This is a genomic window from Wolbachia endosymbiont (group B) of Melanostoma mellinum (assembly GCF_947251465.1).
GTDB lineage: Bacteria > Pseudomonadota > Alphaproteobacteria > Rickettsiales > Anaplasmataceae > Wolbachia.
Genome location: NZ_OX366366.1, coordinates 1669574 through 1686910 on the forward strand (window position 1 = coordinate 1669574; position 17337 = coordinate 1686910).

Here is a 17337-nt window from a genome sequence, read left to right on the forward strand (position 1 = left end):
ATTACAAAATCTTTATAAGCTAAACTTAGGTTGTAGCAAAATAACAGATGTTTATTTCGGTAAAATTGTTACGATATGGCAAATATCTCTATAAGATATAAAATAGCACAAAAAATAAGAAGCTGGAGGTTAAAACAAAAGTATACCCTAAAAGATTTAGTAGATAAAACCGGCATAAAATATCATACCTTGTTAAGATATGAGCAAGGAGCATGTGGCATTCCAATTGAAAAGTTAAAAGTGATAGCAGAGGAATTATCAATCCATGTTAGAAATCTATTTCCTAGGCGAAAAGCGCTAAGAGAAAGTGGTTGTTTTGACGAAAGTAAGATCGAATGGATGTATAATTTTATAGCAAAAACAAGAGGACGCAAGGCAATTTATGCATTAACTAAATCTATTGGAGCTGAAGAGGAAAGTAATGTAAAAGTTGCAAGAATAAAAATAGCAAAAAATATTTTAAAGGCAGGGTTTACTAATGATATAATTTACCGAGCAGTAGGTTTATCAACTGAAGAATATTCTGATAAAGAGAGTATACATTATACAAGCCAAAACGGAGGACAAGAGATCAAGAAGTGGAGAATAATCAGAGGATATACACAAGAAGAGTTAGCAAAAAAGCTTAATGTGGGACCCTCGCAGATACATCATTATGAACAGGGGAGTGTGACAATTTTAAGTGAAAGGCTATGGGAAATAGCAGAAAAATTATCGGTGAATGCTGAAGATTTGATAAGGGAAAAAGATTGTTATGAGGATGATGAAGGAGAAAAAGAGCTATTAAGCTTGGCAAGAGAGTTAAAAAAAATTAACAATCAAGAATCACGAGATGAACTGGACATATGGGTAGAATTTTTATCGCAAAGAAAGCAAGTTTACAAAGAAAAGATTTACAAAGCAGAGGCAATAAAAGTTGCGAATAATTTACGTATGTTGGACGTTTCTATTGATGCTATTTCTGAAATAACGGGCTTATCTATTGAGGAGCTTGAAAATTATGCTTTTAAAACTTAGCCTGGTTTAAAAACTGCAGTAGCTTACTGACTCATAAATAATACATTAAAATATCAATAAAAATAGTTGTATATTTAATATATCTAAATTACTGAATGAAATTCTTGTGCTTCTGTATTTAATATATAATGTTCAAATAGATTGAAGTGAATTAACTAAATTAGGTACTAGAAATTTGCTTAATGTAATTCATTGGTATCACAAATGATTATCTTGAGTATGCCAATTTTTCTAAAAATATTGACGGTACTAAAAAAATAAGTTATCCTTTTAACAGATTTATTAAGAAGGTGTGTATGGTTAGTCATGAAAAGAAACATACAGTAGCATTTTGCATTTCAGCTATTGCGTTTTGTGTTGGCATCTCATTAATTGCAGCAGTACTTACAACAATAGCACCTTTAATTGCCATAATTGTTTCAACTATAATAGGGGTAATAACTATTTTGTCTGCTTGCCAAGCTATTGAAAGCTACTCAGTCATAAAAAATAGCAATAAGGTAACAAGTAGTTTGCATGAAATAAAAGAAGCTTTTACAGGAAAGGAAAGCGAGCTTTTTATTGAAAAGGTTTTTAACCATTTATGTGGATTTTTTAGTAGTGAAAAAGAAAGTAGTACACAAAGATAATAAGATTTCTCAACAAGGCAAATTTGCTTATTTTACTTTTCTGGTTCAACTAAAGCTTTAGATTTTACTTGATGTAAATTAAGATACAATGTCACAAAATTTATCGATTACTTTTTGATTGCCTTCTATCATTGCATTTGCCTCCTCCTGAAGAGATTTGATATTTTTTGATGTAATATTATCCATGTCAGGTGATGCTATTTTCAGTTGCGATTGTATGCGTATATATTTATCAGATATAACTTGATCAAGTTGGTAATTTACTGCATCTAAACTTGAGGCAAACATTACGTTCAACAGAGGTTTTATCCAACCTATCTTTCCAAATCTCCTTGAATTAGCTATGCTTCTATCTGTTCTTCCAGTACCTATCGATAACAGTAGAATATCATCATTTGGAAATAACCTCTTACCACTTGCATATGCGCAAGCCGCAGGATTATTGGCAAAAACCCCTCCATCCACTAATACTCTGTCTATCTGCTCAATTTTTAGATGTTTTGGTATGAAATAAGTAGGTGCAGCCGTTGCAGCTCTGAGTGCATCTTTTAGCTTAATATTACCTTTTTTCCAGCTTTTAAAGAAAAATGGACGATTATTGTGAATATCATAACTTGTTATCAGTACCTTACTTAATGTATTTTTTAGAATATCCTCTCCAAAATATTTATCCAGTACAAATTAAATATTTTTATGTGGGTATTGTGCACAGTTAAACCAAGAAAATATTGATCTCCTAAAAAATGAAGACTTAAAAATATATGCTCCGTACTCTTGGTAAAGCTCAACTAAATCATTGGCTGAATATTGGGGATTTCCTTGATTATCTTTCTTGCATAACCCTGCTACAACAATTCCACCGGTTGAGGTTCCTGCCATTAAGTCAAAGATTTCAGCTATAGTTCTTCTTGTTCTTTTTTCTATTTCTGCTAATATTATGGCTGGTATTATGCCCCTTATGCCTCCTCCGTCAACTGAAAGGATATATTTAATCATGTTTAGATATTTAATAATTTTATTAACTTGTTCTCTTTTATCAGGTTGTGTTTCTTGTCCTAGTACTACTGTATGTTTCACTCCTAGAGAAAATTGCACCAACCTAATAATTGATTCCGTGGATCATGCTAAAAAATCCGTGTTGGTTCAGGCATACCAATTTACCTCAAAGCCTATTGCTGAATCCTTGGTTCAAGCTAAAAAGCGTGGAGTTGATGTCATGGTTATTCTCGACGAATCGCAAGTTAGCTCAAAGTATAGTGTTATTAATGAACTGTTTCATCAAAAAATCCCAATATACATAGACTATAAACCTTGTATCTTGAAAAAAGCATCTAATGTTTTAAGCTTAAGCATTAGTTGGAGAAGGGAGGAACTCTGATATAAACCTTAGATATAAAATCTGTTTTGCAGATAAGAGCTCCCTCTCAAAAGTATAGGCTGGACGGCGTCTTAGAAAGACCTAAATGGTTCTAATTCTGTATTAACAAGGTTAGCCTTACTTTTCATTTTTAATGGTAACGTATGGGGTTATATATGATCAACAACTTTCTTGGCATAGATGTATCAAAAGATCGCTTTGATGTTTTTCTCTCATTTATAAGTAAAAAAGGAAAACGTGAAACTAGGAAAAGGAGCTTTAAGAACGATGATCATGGGTTTCAAGGTTTACTGAGCTTTCTACAAAAACATAATGTAGAACAAGTAAAAGCCTGCATGGAAGCTACCGGTTGTTATAGTGAAGCTTTGGCTGAATTTCTACACAATACTGGACATTTTGTTAGTGTTGTAAATCCTTATTGCATAAAATCCTACGCAAGAAGTAAGCTTACACGGCAAAAAAATGATCAGACTGATGCAGAAATTATTGCTGATTGTTGCCAAAGACAGGAACCTACTCGTTGGACACCACCTTCTCCTGAACTGAAAAAATTAAAACATCTTTATCGTTGCTCGGTTGCGTTAAAAGATGAATTGATATTAGTAAATAACCACTTAGAAAAAAAAGAGAGACTGCCCAAAGAAGTTGCAAATGCTTGGGAAGACCTTGCAATGAATATAGCTCAAAAAATAGAAACAATAAAAAACTCCGTACGTGAACTATTAAAGCAACACAAAGAGTTGTTGGAAAATTTTCAACTTCTACTGACTATTCCAGGAATAGGAGAGGAATCAGCAGTAGCTATTTTAGCTGAGGTTCCTGACATAGAAGTTTTTAGAAATGCCAGACAATTGGCAGCATATGCAGGAGTTATACCGAGAAATATAACATCAGGTTCATCTGTATATGCCAAACCCAGATTAAGTAAATCCGGTTCACAACCATTACGTAAGGCACTTTTCTTTCCTGCCATAGTAGCTAAGAATCACAATCCTATTATTATGAGCTTTTGCCAGAGATTAAAGGAAAAGGGTAAGCATAATATGGCCATAGTTGGGTCTGCAATGCGTAAGTTACTTCATATTGTTTTTGGTATTTTAAGATCAAAAAAGGCTTTTGATCCTGACCATATCAAAAACTACAGGGCCAGGAGGTTAACTGAAGGTTTAGTACTTTAAAATCAAAAAATGCTTCCATTCTATCTTACGTAAAATGGCATCTTACACAAATTCATTGAATGTAATTAGTATGTTGATAAGTAAATTAGTTTTATATATACAAGACAGCAGAAATTTACTTATCAACATAACTATAATCTGTATCCGCTATACAGGATGTGAGTTGGAAGTATTTTTTAGTTTTACAATACAGCCTAGGCAATGAGACAATTTTTATAATTTTTTTGTTGACTGACAAGACGGCGTCTGCAATTTCACACAGTAAAATTATGATTATTGATGAGCAAAAAATCATAACTGGATCTTTCAATTTCTCTGACGCCGCGCAGAAAAAAAACGCTGAGAATCTACTGATTATAACAGGAGACCCTACATTAGTTGAGCAATACATCGAAAACTGGAAGGATCGTCAATCTCAATCTGATCCTTATACACCAAAAGTAGAAGAATAATTACTTTAAATCAGCTTTAAGCTCATCCAATTCCTCAGAAAGATTTTTTACCCTTTCCTCAAGTACTAATACTTTTTCCATTAAACCATATTCAATAAGTTTATCGTGAAATTGTACCCTTGAGTCTAGCTTGGATAACCACCATATGATTGCTACGGTTTGGATTAATATGGTAATAATTACTGTAATTGGGATTTTTTGATTTTGCATAATGATTTAAAATGTGAGTTTATTATGGATAGCTACTTTAGTGATTACTTTGTTGATTCGTATCTATCTTCTGCTTCTGCAAGTAACTTTATTATTTGATCGTAGGGCTTGTCTTTGTTGTGCCTTGACCTTAACACAGCTACATTTCTAGGTTTTTTTCCATCATCGTTTATAATGTTAGGATTAGCGCCTTTTTCTAGCAAAAATTTGATAATCCTTAAATCACCATAATATGCAGCATTATGTAGTGCTGTGCTTCCATACTTGTTAATAATGTTTACGTTAACTCCCTCATCTATTAAAAACCTGACTATCTCTAAACATCCCCCTTCTGCAGCGTAATGTAACGCAGTTAACTTAGGCATGTGTGTATCAATATCTAATAAATTTTTTACTGAGAATTTTACAGTCTCTAAGTTACAATTTTGAGAAGCAATGCGTAATATCGTTTTATAATTATCTACAGCTTTTGCCTTCATGTAGGAATAGGTAGCAATAATACATACTATTACTGTTATAAGCCACCAAAAATGCAGCTTGTTTTTTGTATCTTGACCCAATTTATCCATATTCAACATCTTTTTAATATTAAATAGATCATTTACTCATTTTTTATTAACATCACTTACTCAAAGATGCTGACAACATAGTAAGGTAACCTGAGCTATTTAAAGTATGCTCCGCTCTATTAACTATCCATACACCATCTACTGCTTGATTGAAACCTATAAGATTAAGTTTAGCTTCTGCAAATAACTCTGGATGGCTTTGTTGCATAGCTAGTGTTGGTTGAGGTTATTGTAAGAAGAAAAGCTTTTTAATATATGGCTACTAACGCATTTTGTTGTAAAATAGGCATTTTTCAAACAAGTACAACTTATGCCACAAAAAATGAGAGTAAGTAACCAAAGAGAATATAACGAGTTTCTCAAAAAAAGAGGAAATGTTTTTCATTTTGTTAATCAAGCCATAGAAAATTGGTATAAAAATAGTCCAAAAGTTGCAGGTGGCAATAACACTTATAGTGATAAAGTTGTAATTTTAATACACATAATAGTTCATCAACTATGTTTTTTAAAAATTTTTTATTTGTGTAATTCTGTAACTTTGTTCAATCATGTTGACAATAAAAACCTATGTGTCGTAGAAATAAAATTTTATATCAAACAACTGCCATAACAATTTCTGCTTAGCTAATGAATATGTGCTTTAAGTCTGTGCGGACGCACATATTCATTAGCCAATTTCAGTTACCATTGTGAGAGTATGCAAATTAATTGCTTCTTTAAGTCTTGCATTAGCAATTACTATAATTTTTCGCATTAGAGCTGTTATAGCTACCATTTTCTTCTTACCACTTTCAACAAGCTTGGAATAAAAGGCACCAAGTGCAGATTTGGACCTTGCAGCAGACATCGCAGCTGTAAAAAGCTTTTTACGGACATTACTTCTACCACCTATAATCCTTCGATAACCAACAGCTTTACCACTTTCCCTAGGATGAGGTGCAACTCCAGCAAGACTTGCTACTTCCCTTCTGTTTAAGTAACCAAGCTCTGGTATTAAACACAGAAAATCTTGTGATAACTTTTTACCTATTCCAGGAACTGTTTTAAGGATTTTTTGATGTTCTTGTAACTCATGGCTTTCATCAATGATTTTTTGTATAGCATTATTGAGTTCATCTATTTGGCCATTAAAGAATTCAATAGTTTTTTGACAACTTTCCCTTATATGGTCGTTTTCAGGTGCTTCCAGTCTACATTTTTCCTGAGTTCTCATTTGCGTGATGTCATCACGACGTTGACAAAGTGCAACCAAGGTTGATTGTTTTTCAGAAGTAGGTACAAATAGAGAGAGAGTTCTATGGCGTTCAAATCCATATTGAGCAAGAGCTCTTGCATCTGATTTATCGGATTTTGCTAAAGTTCCATGAGATAAAATAAAACTTTTTACTTTGCGAGTATTAGCTCGATGTACAGTGATATTCTTGTCAATAAGAAAATTCGACAAACCAAGCTCATATTTTCCTGTATTTTCTAAAGTCACTAAAGAATTAGGTAAGATATCTGAGAACTTTTGACACAATTGTTGCCAACCAGAAGTATTATTGTCAAATTCGACAGCATTCTTCTGCTTGTGAACTGCAACAACATTCTTGAATTTTCCGATGTCAATACCAATAAAATTTTGATAAGATCTAACCATGATAACCTCGATAGTTTTATTAATTTAAGATTGTAAACGGGTGCATATATATGTCCCACACAACTATTCAAACGTATCGAGGGATAGGGCTAGTGTACCTTGATGAACACGGTTGTAATACCAACTTTTTTTCGGTCGCACACGCCCGTGATAGTCCTATTCCTATAGTGAGTAGGGCTATCTTTCCCTCTTATCTCTTTTATATCACATTTTTAACTTACAATCTTTTTAGAATTGGCTTGAGACAAGCTGTAGGTTTTGTAAAAGGTTATATGGTACAAATAGGCAAAAAACTTAAGATTATCAGCTATACACAAGCTTCCAGAAGATTTAAAAAGCTTAATTTGAAGATTGATGACCATAGAAGCAATAAAGATGATCTGGAAAATGTTGAAATTGCCGTAGATAGCACTAGAGTTAGTATCTACAATAATAACGGTGGGCATAGTAAGCTTAATATTCGAAAAAGAAAATACAGTGGTTATGGTCAAGTAAGAAAATTACATGTTGTTTTAAACATAAATGATAAGAAAGCAATAAGCATCTAGTGGTGTTGCTGTAGACTATTTGCCGGTCTGCGATATGTTAGAAGAAGTCAGTGATAAATATAACATTTGTTCTATTCGAGCAGATGCGGCTTATGATATAAAAAGTGTGTATAAAGAATGCAGAAAATACAATATTGTGCCTATTATTCGCCCTAGGAAGGATACTAAAATTTGTTTAGCTGACTACTTATCAGAAAGAAACAAGTATGTTAGTAGAATTAGGTCATATGAGAATTATGAAGATGGTATTAATGAATGGAAGAAAAAAGTTAAGTATGGAGCACGGTCTTATATTGAAGTCTTTTTCTATAGGTTGAAGCAAATATTTGGGTTTGGCTTGAAAAATAAATCAGAGGTAAATCGTGAAAAAGAGCTGTTAATTAAGTGCTACTTATTGAACAAATTTACTGATATAGGTATGGCTGAATTTAAATTAGCTGCGTAAATTCACTGTGATTTACATGCCTATCAGTGCTATGCAACAAAGCCACTCTGCATTTGAGTAAAGTTCCAGCATAATATAACTTGGTTCACCGCTACCAACTGTTTCTTTAATAGTTTCACCTTTTTCATAGCTATGCCATTTTGCTACTACTGAATTATACTTATCACGTACGGTAAAATGCACTTTCCAATTAATTGTGTCTTGAGGTCTAATAGTCGTTGTTCCTAAAGCTTTTCCTGTGGCTGATTTTGCCATATTCTTTGAAATAAACAATATATACCCACCAGCTAATTTTGCCATTGCTTCACACTCTGTTGCGATCTTTGTTAACAGACTTATATCACTTTCATCTGCCTGATTAATATGGGGTATCAATACATTCTTAAATTCCTCAGCAACTTTATGTCCATATCCATGTTTTTGAGCTATTTCTTTCACTAAGTTTTCTATGGTAATTTGATGCCATTCTTTTGATACCTTTGCTTTTAAAGATATTCTTAAATTTGTTGCATGAGCTTTTATTAGTAGAGTTTTAGGTGGGCCTTGTATAGTAACTTCGTTGACTGTATATATACCCATTGGAAAGATTCCCGTTTCCTTATAACCTAGTACTATGTTCAATTCATTTGGAACTTCTACATTTTCATTGCCATAATCAACGCATACCTCTGCAACATCATCTATAGTACCAGATTCATCAGTAAGATGCACCGATATTACAGGATCTTTTATTCCTTCAATGCTAAATTCAGGTTTCATTTATTCCCACACTTTTAACTTCGATTTTTTTAATTGCTCTTGTATTCTAGGTAACCTGATCTTTAATCCTGTAGGCAAAAAACTTCCATGTTCTGCAAGGCCTGGATTTTTAAGCAATACTTCCTCTACTGCTCCAGAGCTATATCCATAGTGCTTAAAACATATGTAATCTAACATTTCATTTTCTCGGGTTATATAATGTACTGTCATACATAACTCCTTAAACTTAAGCTAAATTCAACCTTTTTTGGTAATCCACAGGGAAAATACGACATTTGCTTTTCTTCTAACCGCACAATAACAAATCTTCCCAAAACATTTCCTAAACTATCTACTAAGATACTTGGTTCCTGATTTTTCTCAGCTTCTTTCATACTTTTTAATTGATTTAAATCATTGAGATTATGGAAATAAATTATTCCTTCTAAGTCTATATTTTCTGTACCTTGGCCAATATTTTGTAATGAAGGTATTTTACCAATAGACTCAATTGTACTCCAACGATTTTCTTTACTATACCTTACACTTGTTGGAGAAAACTTATGTTGACCAAGTGATAGCATTAGTAAATTGGTTCTATTGAATCAAATAGAACGTCTCGCGATTTTTCTCTTATTCTTTTTATTACTGCATCAGCAAGACTACGTACATCTTGGTTAGGTTCTGCTTTTATACTTATATTAAATGTAAAAGTTTGATTGAAAATTTTTTGTTCACACTTTTCACAGTCTTTTAAAACTTTCTCTGAATTATCTCCTGCAGAACTTTTTTCTGTAATCACACTTTCAATATTCGTTCTACTATTCGAAATTCCACTAAAAGCATTATTATTTAATAAAGGATTTCCTTTACTAAAAACATTTCTATTTTCACTAGTTGCACTGCCTATTTTTGCTTCTACTGGTTTCTTTAATGCTTTTATTGGACTATCATTAAACAATTTTTCTACACTAATCCAATTTTCTATAGGTTTTGTCACTGATTTCCAGATACTTGAGAAAAAGTTCTTTACCTTTTGCCAATTAGCGATTACAAGCGCTGCACCAATTGATAGTCCAGCAATAGCAGCTCCTATAGGATTGGTTAGCGTTAAAGCTTTCAGTCCCATGATCACTGCTGGAATTACTCGAGCTGATAACGAAGTTAATACTGGCAAAAGTGTTCCCTGCAAAATAGCCTTAAAAGTTAATATTCCACCTCCAGCCAATGCAAATGCATAACCAAAACCTACCACTGTAATCTTACCAATAATAAGAGCTGAAATTATGCTCATAACTCCTGTAGTCAAAATTGGACACTTCTCTGCGAACCAAGCTATACCTATAGATATAGACCTCAAAATCTTACTTATCCAATTTAAAGGAGGTAGCACAACTGACCCTAAGTTCATTCCTAGCTCTGCTATTGTATTTTTGAGTAGCTGCAAATTATTTGCTGTAGTACTTGCACGGTTATTAAATTCCTTTTGCATAGATTTATTATACTTTTCTTTATCAGTCACAAAACCTATTGCTTTTTTATATTCTTCCAAACTCCCAACTATCAATGCAATATCATCTTGATATTCTTGACCGAAGAGGTTGAGAAGAATTTGAGAACGTTCCTGTTTATCTATTTTCTCTAAAGTTTTAAAAAAGTAGAGTAATGCTTCTTGACCGTTTTGAGCAACTTTTTGTGACATCTCTTCTGCAGTTATGCCTATGGATTCCAATGCTGCTTTAAATTCTTTGCCTTGCCCTTCAGCAGTTTGAAGTTTGCTAAGTAGAGCATTTATAGCAGTAGCAGCTTTTGCTGGTTGTTTACCTAAACTAACGAAGGCATTTACTAAACTACTTGTTTTCTTGATATCAAGACCAAATTGTTTTGCAGTACCACCAACTATTGCTAGAGCTTCAACCATATCTTTTGCTTTGGCAGCAGTGTTATCTGATAAGTGATTGATTACATTACCAACATGCTCCATTTCACTAACATCAATTCCATAAACATTAGAGAGTTTAGCTATGGAATCACCAGCTTGTTCGGCAGACATGTCAAATGCTGTGGCCATTTTAGCTACTGTTGTGGTAAATTCAAGTAGCTTATTTTTGTCAATACCAAGTTGACCACCACTTGCAGCTATTTGTGCTAACTCTGCAGCCGATAATGGTATTTCACGAGATAACTTCTTTAATTTTTGAGCAAATTCATTAGCTTCGTTTGTCCCTTCTTGAAAGCCTACTACTTTCTTAACATCAGCCATAGCACTTTCAAAGTCAATAGCAACTTTAATTGGCGTTGCAAGCGAAAGTCCTAGTCCTATAGTCTCCATTACTTGTGATCTATAATGCGCTTTTTTTGCCAAAGCATTTTGCTGTTTTTGTATTACAGATCCTAATTTATTGTATTTCCCTTTGAGTACTTCAATAGATGAACCAAGTTTAGTTTGATCCCTCACTAAAGATTTAATATCCTTTCCACTTTTCCTTATTTCTTCATTTAATGTGTGAAGTGCATCTCTCTTTTTAATATAAGCCTCTTTTGCCTTTGATGCCGATGCTTTCAATTTTTCGAATTCATTTCTCAGTGCTTTGCTTGGTTCTTTTTTTTCCTTCTTCTCTTTAGCGATTGCTGTAGCTGATTCTTTTGCTTTCTTCTCCGCTTCCTTCCAATTCTTCATGGCTTCAAGAGCATCATGATTTAATTGCTTAAATTTGGAGACTGATTTCATTGACGAATCAAGCTGCTTTATACTATCACCCAACTTAGAAAGCTTTGCTGCACTACCTTTCATTGCACTATTAAAACTGCCATCTAATGTTGCACCGATCTTTATTGAAAGCATTGACATTTTTTTGCCACTCCTTTACTTATTTCTATCCAGGATAAAAATTCATTTACATCCATATTAGTAATCTGCTCAATTCCACTTCCTGAAATAGAACTGAGTAGTAATACATTATACTTTAAGTTCTCTGTTCCAGCGGCGACAAAAAATCTTTTAGTACCTTTTGTATTTCTACATAATCTTTAATACATAAATCTTCAACTACTTCTTTTGGCACAGATGCTAGATTAGCAATTAAAGCTACCTCTTTCAAAGCTTCGCCTTCTATGCGTTCTATAGCAAGTAAATCTCTTACTTTAGGTTCACGCATCGATAACTCTGAGACAGAGATACTATCAACTGTTATTGATTCACTAAGTGTAATTGTTTTCATATTTTCCTCTAAAAAAATAAAATTTCAAATAAGTTTTCATATTCCTAAAACCGTTTGCAGCAAGGCCATTTGATCAACACCATTTATCTTTCTTATCATATTTTCAGCATCGATCTCTATCAGTTCATTACCACCTATGGTAAGTTTATAGTAATGAGCAGCTACAGTACACTTCAGCGTTGCTTTTTCAGCAGGTTTCCAGTTACCAAAATCAAATTCTTTGAATATTCCTCTGAGGTTGATAATTACTCCTTCAATATCATTGCTACCACTTCCTTGCATTCCTCCACGAAGCGTTAAAGAAACCGAGTTTCCATTTATCAAGCCAAATAGCCGAAAGAGTTCTGTATCGTATTCAGAAAAAGTGAAATCTGCTTCAAGCTTCTCCATGCCCATATCAATATTTATTGGAATATCCATACCACCAGCACGGTACTCCTCTGTTTTTATGGTAAGCTTCGGCAAAGTTATTTCATCTATTTTTCCTGCATAGCCTCTACCATCAACAAATACGTTAAAATTTCTCAGTATTTTCGGTAACATTTGTTTTTCTCCTTTTCTTACAGTACTTCGCTATTGATCAAGTGTGATCTAAAAGTAATCTGTTCTGCCGGATACGGTGGTGTAAATTCAAAGTCAAAATATACTTTTCCACTTGCAATGTTTGCCGGCGTATTGAGTTCTGGGGTTGCATAACATCTTCCACTGATAATCGCTCCTTGGGCTTTTAAATTAGCCAAATAAGAATTCACCCCCTCAATTACATCATCTATATAAGTTTTGGTGATATTGCGATCAACTGCCCATAAATGAGCTCGAAGTAAACTATCATTGATTAAATCTGCAGTCCTTCTCACTGATAAAAAAGCCCATTTTGAGTCATTTGAACATGTTCTATTTCCCCAAAGCCTATAGCCATTTTGATGAATTATCGTTGTTACTTCATTTTCATTCAAGTGGTTTGCTCTACAATTTGTATTACCGAGCGTAAAATCAATAGGCCTGCTTGTTCCAACAATACCATTTATCTCTTTGTTTGAAGGTGAATGCCAAAATCCTTGCTCACTATCTACTTTCGCTATTAAACCAGCTACAAATGGGCTTACTGGCAAAATTTCTTCTTTTCCTTCAATAAATACCTTAACCCAAGGATCAACTACGTACACTCTTGAGCTGCCTACACTTTTTCTCCATTTTATTACTTCTTCATCATTGGTATTTGATCCATCTGCTACTATTATTGCTCTTAGCTTTTCTGCTATAGGAATTAAAGCGCTAACCACTGGATTTCCAGCATCTCCAGATAATTGATGAGTAAACTGAGGTGCAATTAGTATTCTTGGCGCAACATGAACTATGCTTTCACTACTGAGGAATGCCTCTATCCCTTGATACTCTCCAGTTTCTTTATCAACACCGCCAATTATATTCTTCAGCGTCTCTTCTTCTTTTAATTTTGGATCGCTGTTTTCACTTTCCTCAACTCGAATAACTACTACTGTTGCGCCAATTTGGGAAAATACTCCATTTACTGCAGAAGGTAAACTGCCACTCTTTCCAAGCTTTGCTGCTTCTTTTAAGCTTCCTGCAATTAACACTGGTTTATTTAGCGGAAATTTTTGCTCATCGGCTTCAGGAGCAGTACCAATTACACCTATCACTGATGATTTAGCTGTATGCACTGATCTTGTCCCCACTGCCATTAAGTTAAGGAAAAGTGATGAACTGTATTATAAAATCAGGTAAGATTCACAAATTAAAAGAAGTAATGACATGAGTAAAAAAAAGAATAATCATGTTTATAAAAAATAAATTGATGAGTTTAAACTTTATAAACGCACACAGAGCATCCTCAAAAGACTTCTCACGAAAAAGAAAGCTGCCCTTCGTTAATGTATTTCTCCTGATTTTTAGAAAGAGTGTAAAGTCATTACAAGTGATGCTTAATGAGTTTGTTCTGCATACAAGAAAAGATTATACAATTACGGCAAGTGCATTTACTCAAGCAAGAAAGAAGCTAAAACATACTGCGTTTTCAGAGTTAAATGATGATATAGTTTCCCTATACTACCAAGATCAGGAATTTAAAACCCACCATGGCTTCAGAGTACTTGCATTTGATGCTTCAATACTGATTCTGCCAAAGAGCGACAAAATAATAGGTGAGTTTGGCTCAAGAGCAGTATGGAATGGAATCCAGAGATTTGAAGACTATACAAGTGCAACCTTTGAAGTTTGCTACGATGTGCTAAATAATATTGCAATAAAATCTGTGCTAAGTAGAGGTGACAGCTATGAGGTTGATTTAGCAATCGGTATGCTTGAATCCATAAAATCAGACGATTTGTTAATCTGTGATAGAGGATACGTATCTTATCGATTTCTTGCTGAGCTTACAGGAAGGAAAATCAATTATATAATTCGCTGTTCAAGTTCGTCTTTCAATGAAATAAACACTATGTTTAAGCCGGAAAGCCCATCTAGTACGGTGGTAGTGTCTACCGCACCTATTAAAGTAGCAAGACAGCTACGAAAGCTAGGATTACCTGATGAGATGAAATTCAGGTTAGTCAAAATAATACTTTCTTCTGGCGAAGTTGAAGTGTTAGTAACATCTCTGTTAGATGAGAAACGTTTTACAGTTGAAGAGTTTGAGAGATTATATTACTTGCGCTGGGGAGTAGAAACATTTTTTTCTAGGCTGAAGGGAAGATTAAATTTAGAGAATTTCACAGGAAAAAGTATTGAAACTATCAAGCAGGATTTTTGGTCAACTATCTTCATCAGTAATCTAGAAAGTATCATGATAGAAGATGATGAAGAGACATTGAGCTCACAGAATAGTAAACTAAAAAAAAGCATCAATAAATCTGTCTCATTTAATGCGATTAAAAACTTAGCCTTTGATATTTTTTCTACAGAGTCAGACATAGACTGCATTATGTATCGACTATCACAGTTATTTTTGATGAACACTTTAGTGGTGAGAAAAGGGAGAAGAGTTGATCGTCATAAGATATCTGATATTCGTTCACTCAACTACCAGAAAAGAGCTAGAAAACATGTGTTTTAAATTCAAGATATCTTTTCAGTATCATTGCATTAGTACATTCTTTGCAAAATAACCTGCAATTATTACTTTTTTAAATAACTTGCACTTTTCAGACTCCCTTTTCTTAAAAATTCACCCTAGTATTTACCATAATTATCAATCACTTCAAATTTTTTGTCCAATCTTAACTTCTCTTTCCCTTAACTTAATGGCAGTGATCTTGTCCCTGAGGTAACCTCAATAACATTTACCCCATGTAAAAATTGTTCTGTCATAGCTATTATAAACTTTCTAAAGAATTCTTCACTTGCTTTTTAAAATTGTTAAGAAAACTCTTTGATTTTCTTTTGATTACTACTTTTTAAGATTTAGTATATTTATTAAAATAAAGACAAAAACTAGAAAATATAGAAAACTACGCATTTTGTAATAAGTCTTCTTGAATATTCTTTTCACTTCGTTTAATACTCTTTTGTTAAATAGTAACTTTTTTTACCAATAAAAATTCTTTGGTGCCTATGGCTTGTTTTTAAGCTCTAATATCTTACGTAGTGAAAGATACAAGTATTTTGGTTTCAACTTATATATTTTTTTAATGCCAAAGTTTATATGTTGCATCTAACCCTGGAAATTGCCAAGCTCTTAGCGTCCTCTCTACGTCCACCTCAAGCCCTGTAGTTAAAAAATTGCTGCGAAAATTGTATATTCCCCACTGGATAAATTGACCATAGATTGTGCTATACGTATGCTCACTTGCAAAGAACTCAGGTGTCTCACCAACTCTTTCACCTTCTGAGTGAAGATTAGATGACGTATAAAGTAACACTGTAACAGTTTTTCCTGCTGGAATGATTATGTTACCTGATCCAATAAATTCAGAACTGCTAATTTCATGCTGGTAAATACGTGTCCAAGTAATTCTCGAAATCTCTGACTTCCTTGTATTAGTTTTATCAGGTGTACCTATAAATAATCCTGCTCCTCCATAATTAACTTCATCTTTATACCACATTGCAGATCCAACAAAGTTTATAGTTTTACTTATATCTACATTGCTTGTGTTTTTTACGAATATTACTCCCAATGCAGCATAAGGGTATTTCAGCATATTGAATTGCTCAGAAAATCCATCATACATGAATCTTGGGTATGATTCTCCATAGATAAATGTACCTTTGCTTCCCTCTAAAAAGCACAATTGTCTTGGCCGATAAAAACTAACATAGCTTGTATCATATGTGTGAGTACCTGCTAGTAGTTGTAGCATATAGTCTGTTTTTGTTATATCACTACTCCACTGACCAAGCTCAGTTGTAAAAGTTCCGTGACCAAAGTAATTATTTTTTCTACTTAGTACACCAAATAAAAAAGGTAATGCTCCAGGTTCAATCATGTGACGATTTCTTACTTCTTTCATGATTGATGAGCCGCTTGGTACATCATTTATAGAGTTAAGCTTAGTTGTTAGTTGATTTTCTCTGCTCCTTATCTCCCTCATAATCGATGAACCGCTTGGCACATCATTAACAGTACGGAAGTTATTCACTAAACCTTTTAGACCATCTTTATGATCATTGCCAACACTGTTTATTGCTGCAATATTGGCATTCTTTCTCGTATCAAGTAGTGATAAATTTGTTGTTCCTTTTTCATCAATTCTCTTTAATAACTGCTTCTCTGATTCAGAGATCACTGCTAAAGAACTAGCTTTTTTATTATCCAGATCAGTTAAGTGTTTTTTTGCACTATCAAGAAGTTCTTTTAGCTTACCATCAGTCATCTGCACAATTTCAGAAACTGCACTTTTGTCGATTATTGATTCCAGTGCTTTAGCAAGATATGCTAATTGATCTGGCGTACTATTTGCTGCTAAATCCCTAAGCCTTTCTTGTAGTGCATCAATTATTTCTTTTACTTTAGTCATTTGCGCAATATCAGAAATAGCTTTTTTACCTATCATCGATTCTAATGATTTAGCAAGGTACGCTAATTGATCAGGTGTGCTATTTGCTGCTAAATCTTTAATTCTTTGATGCAATGCATCTATGGCTTCGTTAGCAATGGTCATTCCAAAAATTCAAAAAAGTCTCAAAATTCAGTCGTTCAAATGCTTTTTTAAGCTTATTGTGCTCATTCTCTCTTTTAGCGATATCTTCATCTATTTTCTTAATTGTAGTACGGATACGAACAACATCCTGCACAGCAATATTCTCTGGATGAGGCAGTGGATACCCTCTGCTTGTTTTATCATCTGACATTCT

Annotated in this window: 21 protein-coding genes and 2 pseudogenes; 9 read left to right on the top strand and 14 right to left on the bottom strand. The window is 33.6% G+C overall.

The annotated features are described in order from the left end of the window. Nucleotides 1–75: 75 nt before the first annotated feature. Nucleotides 76–1017, top strand: coding sequence for a WO male-killing family protein Wmk (gene wmk / locus OPR42_RS07745; RefSeq protein ID WP_265041410.1), 942 nt, complete (start codon nucleotides 76–78; stop codon nucleotides 1015–1017). Between the two features lie 296 nt (nucleotides 1018–1313). Further along, a complete protein-coding gene (locus tag OPR42_RS07750; protein WP_265041409.1) occupies nucleotides 1314–1646 on the top strand; it encodes a WD_0736 family protein in 333 nt (110 codons plus the stop codon). A 78-nt stretch (nucleotides 1647–1724) separates the two neighbouring features. Here OPR42_RS07750 and OPR42_RS07755 read toward each other — a convergent pair. After that, nucleotides 1725–2642, bottom strand: a pseudogene (locus tag OPR42_RS07755) (patatin-like phospholipase family protein). On the opposite strand from OPR42_RS07755, the gene OPR42_RS07760 reads away from it, so the two are divergent. From OPR42_RS07760 to OPR42_RS07770, 3 genes are all read left to right on the top strand, one after another. Beyond that, on the top strand, nucleotides 2641–3024 hold the full coding sequence (locus tag OPR42_RS07760; RefSeq protein WP_406848679.1) for a phospholipase D-like domain-containing protein: 384 nt from the start codon (nucleotides 2641–2643) through the stop codon (nucleotides 3022–3024). The pseudogene OPR42_RS07755 and the gene OPR42_RS07760 overlap by 2 nt on opposite strands. Nucleotides 3025–3179: 155 nt before the next feature. Then, nucleotides 3180–4202: an IS110 family RNA-guided transposase gene (locus OPR42_RS07765; protein ID WP_114517465.1), complete on the top strand. Its 1023-nt coding sequence runs from the start codon at nucleotides 3180–3182 to the stop codon at nucleotides 4200–4202. A gap of 269 nt (nucleotides 4203–4471) precedes the next feature. Then, nucleotides 4472–4654: a phospholipase D-like domain-containing protein gene (locus OPR42_RS07770; protein ID WP_353272771.1), complete on the top strand. Its 183-nt coding sequence runs from the start codon at nucleotides 4472–4474 to the stop codon at nucleotides 4652–4654. Here OPR42_RS07770 and OPR42_RS07775 read toward each other — a convergent pair whose 3' ends face one another. The 3 genes from OPR42_RS07775 to OPR42_RS07785 are packed head-to-tail and all read right to left on the bottom strand — an operon-like array spanning nucleotide 4655 to nucleotide 5641. Beyond that, on the bottom strand, nucleotides 4655–4864 hold the full coding sequence (locus OPR42_RS07775; RefSeq protein ID WP_264954104.1) for a hypothetical protein: 210 nt from the start codon (nucleotides 4862–4864) through the stop codon (nucleotides 4655–4657). Between the two features lie 44 nt (nucleotides 4865–4908). After that, a complete protein-coding gene (locus OPR42_RS07780; RefSeq protein WP_265041408.1) occupies nucleotides 4909–5433 on the bottom strand; it encodes an ankyrin repeat domain-containing protein in 525 nt (174 codons plus the stop codon). A 52-nt stretch (nucleotides 5434–5485) separates the two neighbouring features. Next, nucleotides 5486–5641: a hypothetical protein gene (locus OPR42_RS07785; RefSeq protein WP_265041407.1), complete on the bottom strand. Its 156-nt coding sequence runs from the start codon at nucleotides 5639–5641 to the stop codon at nucleotides 5486–5488. A gap of 102 nt (nucleotides 5642–5743) precedes the next feature. Between OPR42_RS07785 and OPR42_RS08935 the strand changes: the two are divergent. Then, nucleotides 5744–5926, top strand: a pseudogene (locus tag OPR42_RS08935) (IS5 family transposase); the annotation flags it as partial. Between the two features lie 174 nt (nucleotides 5927–6100). On the opposite strand, the gene OPR42_RS07795 reads toward OPR42_RS08935, so the two are convergent. Continuing rightward, the gene (locus OPR42_RS07795) at nucleotides 6101–7072 is read right to left on the bottom strand and encodes an IS110 family RNA-guided transposase (protein ID WP_265041405.1); all 972 of its coding nucleotides are present in this window, start codon (nucleotides 7070–7072) and stop codon (nucleotides 6101–6103) included. A gap of 50 nt (nucleotides 7073–7122) precedes the next feature. On the opposite strand from OPR42_RS07795, the gene OPR42_RS07800 reads away from it, so the two are divergent. Beyond that, complete coding sequence (locus OPR42_RS07800; protein WP_265041404.1) at nucleotides 7123–7620, top strand: transposase; 498 nt, start codon at nucleotides 7123–7125, stop codon at nucleotides 7618–7620. Nucleotides 7621–7654: 34 nt separating this feature from the next. After that, a complete protein-coding gene (locus OPR42_RS07805) occupies nucleotides 7655–8065 on the top strand; it encodes a transposase (protein ID WP_265042081.1) in 411 nt (136 codons plus the stop codon). A gap of 12 nt (nucleotides 8066–8077) precedes the next feature. Here OPR42_RS07805 and OPR42_RS07810 read toward each other — a convergent pair whose 3' ends face one another. From OPR42_RS07810 to OPR42_RS07840, 7 genes are all read right to left on the bottom strand, one after another. Continuing rightward, complete coding sequence (locus tag OPR42_RS07810) at nucleotides 8078–8824, bottom strand: phage tail protein (RefSeq protein WP_265042253.1); 747 nt, start codon at nucleotides 8822–8824, stop codon at nucleotides 8078–8080. Continuing rightward, nucleotides 8825–9034 carry a tail protein X gene (locus OPR42_RS07815; protein WP_265042254.1) on the bottom strand — a complete coding sequence of 70 codons (210 nt, stop codon included), beginning with the start codon at nucleotides 9032–9034 and terminating at the stop codon, nucleotides 8825–8827. Further along, nucleotides 9031–9387 (bottom strand): phage tail protein, encoded by a 357-nt coding sequence (locus tag OPR42_RS07820; protein ID WP_213863735.1) that lies wholly within the window; start codon nucleotides 9385–9387, stop codon nucleotides 9031–9033. The genes OPR42_RS07815 and OPR42_RS07820 overlap by 4 nt, the downstream gene beginning before the upstream one ends. After that, nucleotides 9387–11654, bottom strand: coding sequence for a phage tail tape measure protein (locus OPR42_RS07825; protein WP_265042255.1), 2268 nt, complete (start codon nucleotides 11652–11654; stop codon nucleotides 9387–9389). Before OPR42_RS07825 ends, OPR42_RS07820 begins: the two co-directional genes overlap by 1 nt. Nucleotides 11655–11769: 115 nt before the next feature. Continuing rightward, nucleotides 11770–12024, bottom strand: a complete 255-nt coding sequence (locus tag OPR42_RS07830) for a phage tail assembly protein (RefSeq protein ID WP_265042256.1) — start codon at nucleotides 12022–12024, stop codon at nucleotides 11770–11772. Between the two features lie 36 nt (nucleotides 12025–12060). Continuing rightward, complete coding sequence (locus OPR42_RS07835; RefSeq protein WP_264707795.1) at nucleotides 12061–12567, bottom strand: phage major tail tube protein; 507 nt, start codon at nucleotides 12565–12567, stop codon at nucleotides 12061–12063. 17 nt (nucleotides 12568–12584) lie between these two features. After that, nucleotides 12585–13727 (bottom strand): phage tail sheath subtilisin-like domain-containing protein, encoded by a 1143-nt coding sequence (locus tag OPR42_RS07840; RefSeq protein WP_265042257.1) that lies wholly within the window; start codon nucleotides 13725–13727, stop codon nucleotides 12585–12587. 92 nt (nucleotides 13728–13819) lie between these two features. On the opposite strand from OPR42_RS07840, the gene OPR42_RS07845 reads away from it, so the two are divergent. Next, a complete protein-coding gene (locus tag OPR42_RS07845; RefSeq protein ID WP_265041416.1) occupies nucleotides 13820–15097 on the top strand; it encodes an IS4 family transposase in 1278 nt (425 codons plus the stop codon). A gap of 571 nt (nucleotides 15098–15668) precedes the next feature. Here the strand turns inward: OPR42_RS07845 and OPR42_RS07850 are convergent. Both OPR42_RS07850 and OPR42_RS07855 read right to left on the bottom strand, forming a co-directional pair. After that, nucleotides 15669–17144, bottom strand: a complete 1476-nt coding sequence (locus OPR42_RS07850) for a hypothetical protein (RefSeq protein WP_265042258.1) — start codon at nucleotides 17142–17144, stop codon at nucleotides 15669–15671. Next, on the bottom strand, nucleotides 17131–17334 hold the full coding sequence (locus OPR42_RS07855) for a hypothetical protein (protein ID WP_114516972.1): 204 nt from the start codon (nucleotides 17332–17334) through the stop codon (nucleotides 17131–17133). Before OPR42_RS07855 ends, OPR42_RS07850 begins: the two co-directional genes overlap by 14 nt. Nucleotides 17335–17337 lie beyond the last annotated feature (3 nt).

Excerpts from the sequence above, each read along its gene's own strand:
- wmk (WP_265041410.1), top strand. The coding sequence starts at position 76 with ATGGCAAATATCTCTATAAGATATAAAATAGCACAAAAAATAAGAAGC.
- OPR42_RS07750 (WP_265041409.1), top strand. The coding sequence starts at position 1,314 with ATGGTTAGTCATGAAAAGAAACATACAGTAGCATTTTGCATTTCAGCT.
- OPR42_RS07760 (WP_406848679.1), top strand. The coding sequence starts at position 2,641 with ATGTTTAGATATTTAATAATTTTATTAACTTGTTCTCTTTTATCAGGT.
- OPR42_RS07765 (WP_114517465.1), top strand. The coding sequence starts at position 3,180 with ATGATCAACAACTTTCTTGGCATAGATGTATCAAAAGATCGCTTTGAT.
- OPR42_RS07770 (WP_353272771.1), top strand. The coding sequence starts at position 4,472 with ATGATTATTGATGAGCAAAAAATCATAACTGGATCTTTCAATTTCTCT.
- OPR42_RS07775 (WP_264954104.1), bottom strand. The coding sequence starts at position 4,864 with ATGCAAAATCAAAAAATCCCAATTACAGTAATTATTACCATATTAATC.
- OPR42_RS07780 (WP_265041408.1), bottom strand. The coding sequence starts at position 5,433 with ATGGATAAATTGGGTCAAGATACAAAAAACAAGCTGCATTTTTGGTGG.
- OPR42_RS07785 (WP_265041407.1), bottom strand. The coding sequence starts at position 5,641 with ATGCAACAAAGCCATCCAGAGTTATTTGCAGAAGCTAAACTTAATCTT.
- OPR42_RS07795 (WP_265041405.1), bottom strand. The coding sequence starts at position 7,072 with ATGGTTAGATCTTATCAAAATTTTATTGGTATTGACATCGGAAAATTC.
- OPR42_RS07800 (WP_265041404.1), top strand. The coding sequence starts at position 7,123 with ATGTCCCACACAACTATTCAAACGTATCGAGGGATAGGGCTAGTGTAC.
- OPR42_RS07805 (WP_265042081.1), top strand. The coding sequence starts at position 7,655 with ATGTTAGAAGAAGTCAGTGATAAATATAACATTTGTTCTATTCGAGCA.
- OPR42_RS07810 (WP_265042253.1), bottom strand. The coding sequence starts at position 8,824 with ATGAAACCTGAATTTAGCATTGAAGGAATAAAAGATCCTGTAATATCG.
- OPR42_RS07815 (WP_265042254.1), bottom strand. The coding sequence starts at position 9,034 with ATGACAGTACATTATATAACCCGAGAAAATGAAATGTTAGATTACATA.
- OPR42_RS07820 (WP_213863735.1), bottom strand. The coding sequence starts at position 9,387 with ATGCTATCACTTGGTCAACATAAGTTTTCTCCAACAAGTGTAAGGTAT.
- OPR42_RS07825 (WP_265042255.1), bottom strand. The coding sequence starts at position 11,654 with ATGTCAATGCTTTCAATAAAGATCGGTGCAACATTAGATGGCAGTTTT.
- OPR42_RS07830 (WP_265042256.1), bottom strand. The coding sequence starts at position 12,024 with ATGAAAACAATTACACTTAGTGAATCAATAACAGTTGATAGTATCTCT.
- OPR42_RS07835 (WP_264707795.1), bottom strand. The coding sequence starts at position 12,567 with ATGTTACCGAAAATACTGAGAAATTTTAACGTATTTGTTGATGGTAGA.
- OPR42_RS07840 (WP_265042257.1), bottom strand. The coding sequence starts at position 13,727 with ATGGCAGTGGGGACAAGATCAGTGCATACAGCTAAATCATCAGTGATA.
- OPR42_RS07845 (WP_265041416.1), top strand. The coding sequence starts at position 13,820 with ATGTTTATAAAAAATAAATTGATGAGTTTAAACTTTATAAACGCACAC.
- OPR42_RS07850 (WP_265042258.1), bottom strand. The coding sequence starts at position 17,144 with ATGACCATTGCTAACGAAGCCATAGATGCATTGCATCAAAGAATTAAA.
- OPR42_RS07855 (WP_114516972.1), bottom strand. The coding sequence starts at position 17,334 with ATGTCAGATGATAAAACAAGCAGAGGGTATCCACTGCCTCATCCAGAG.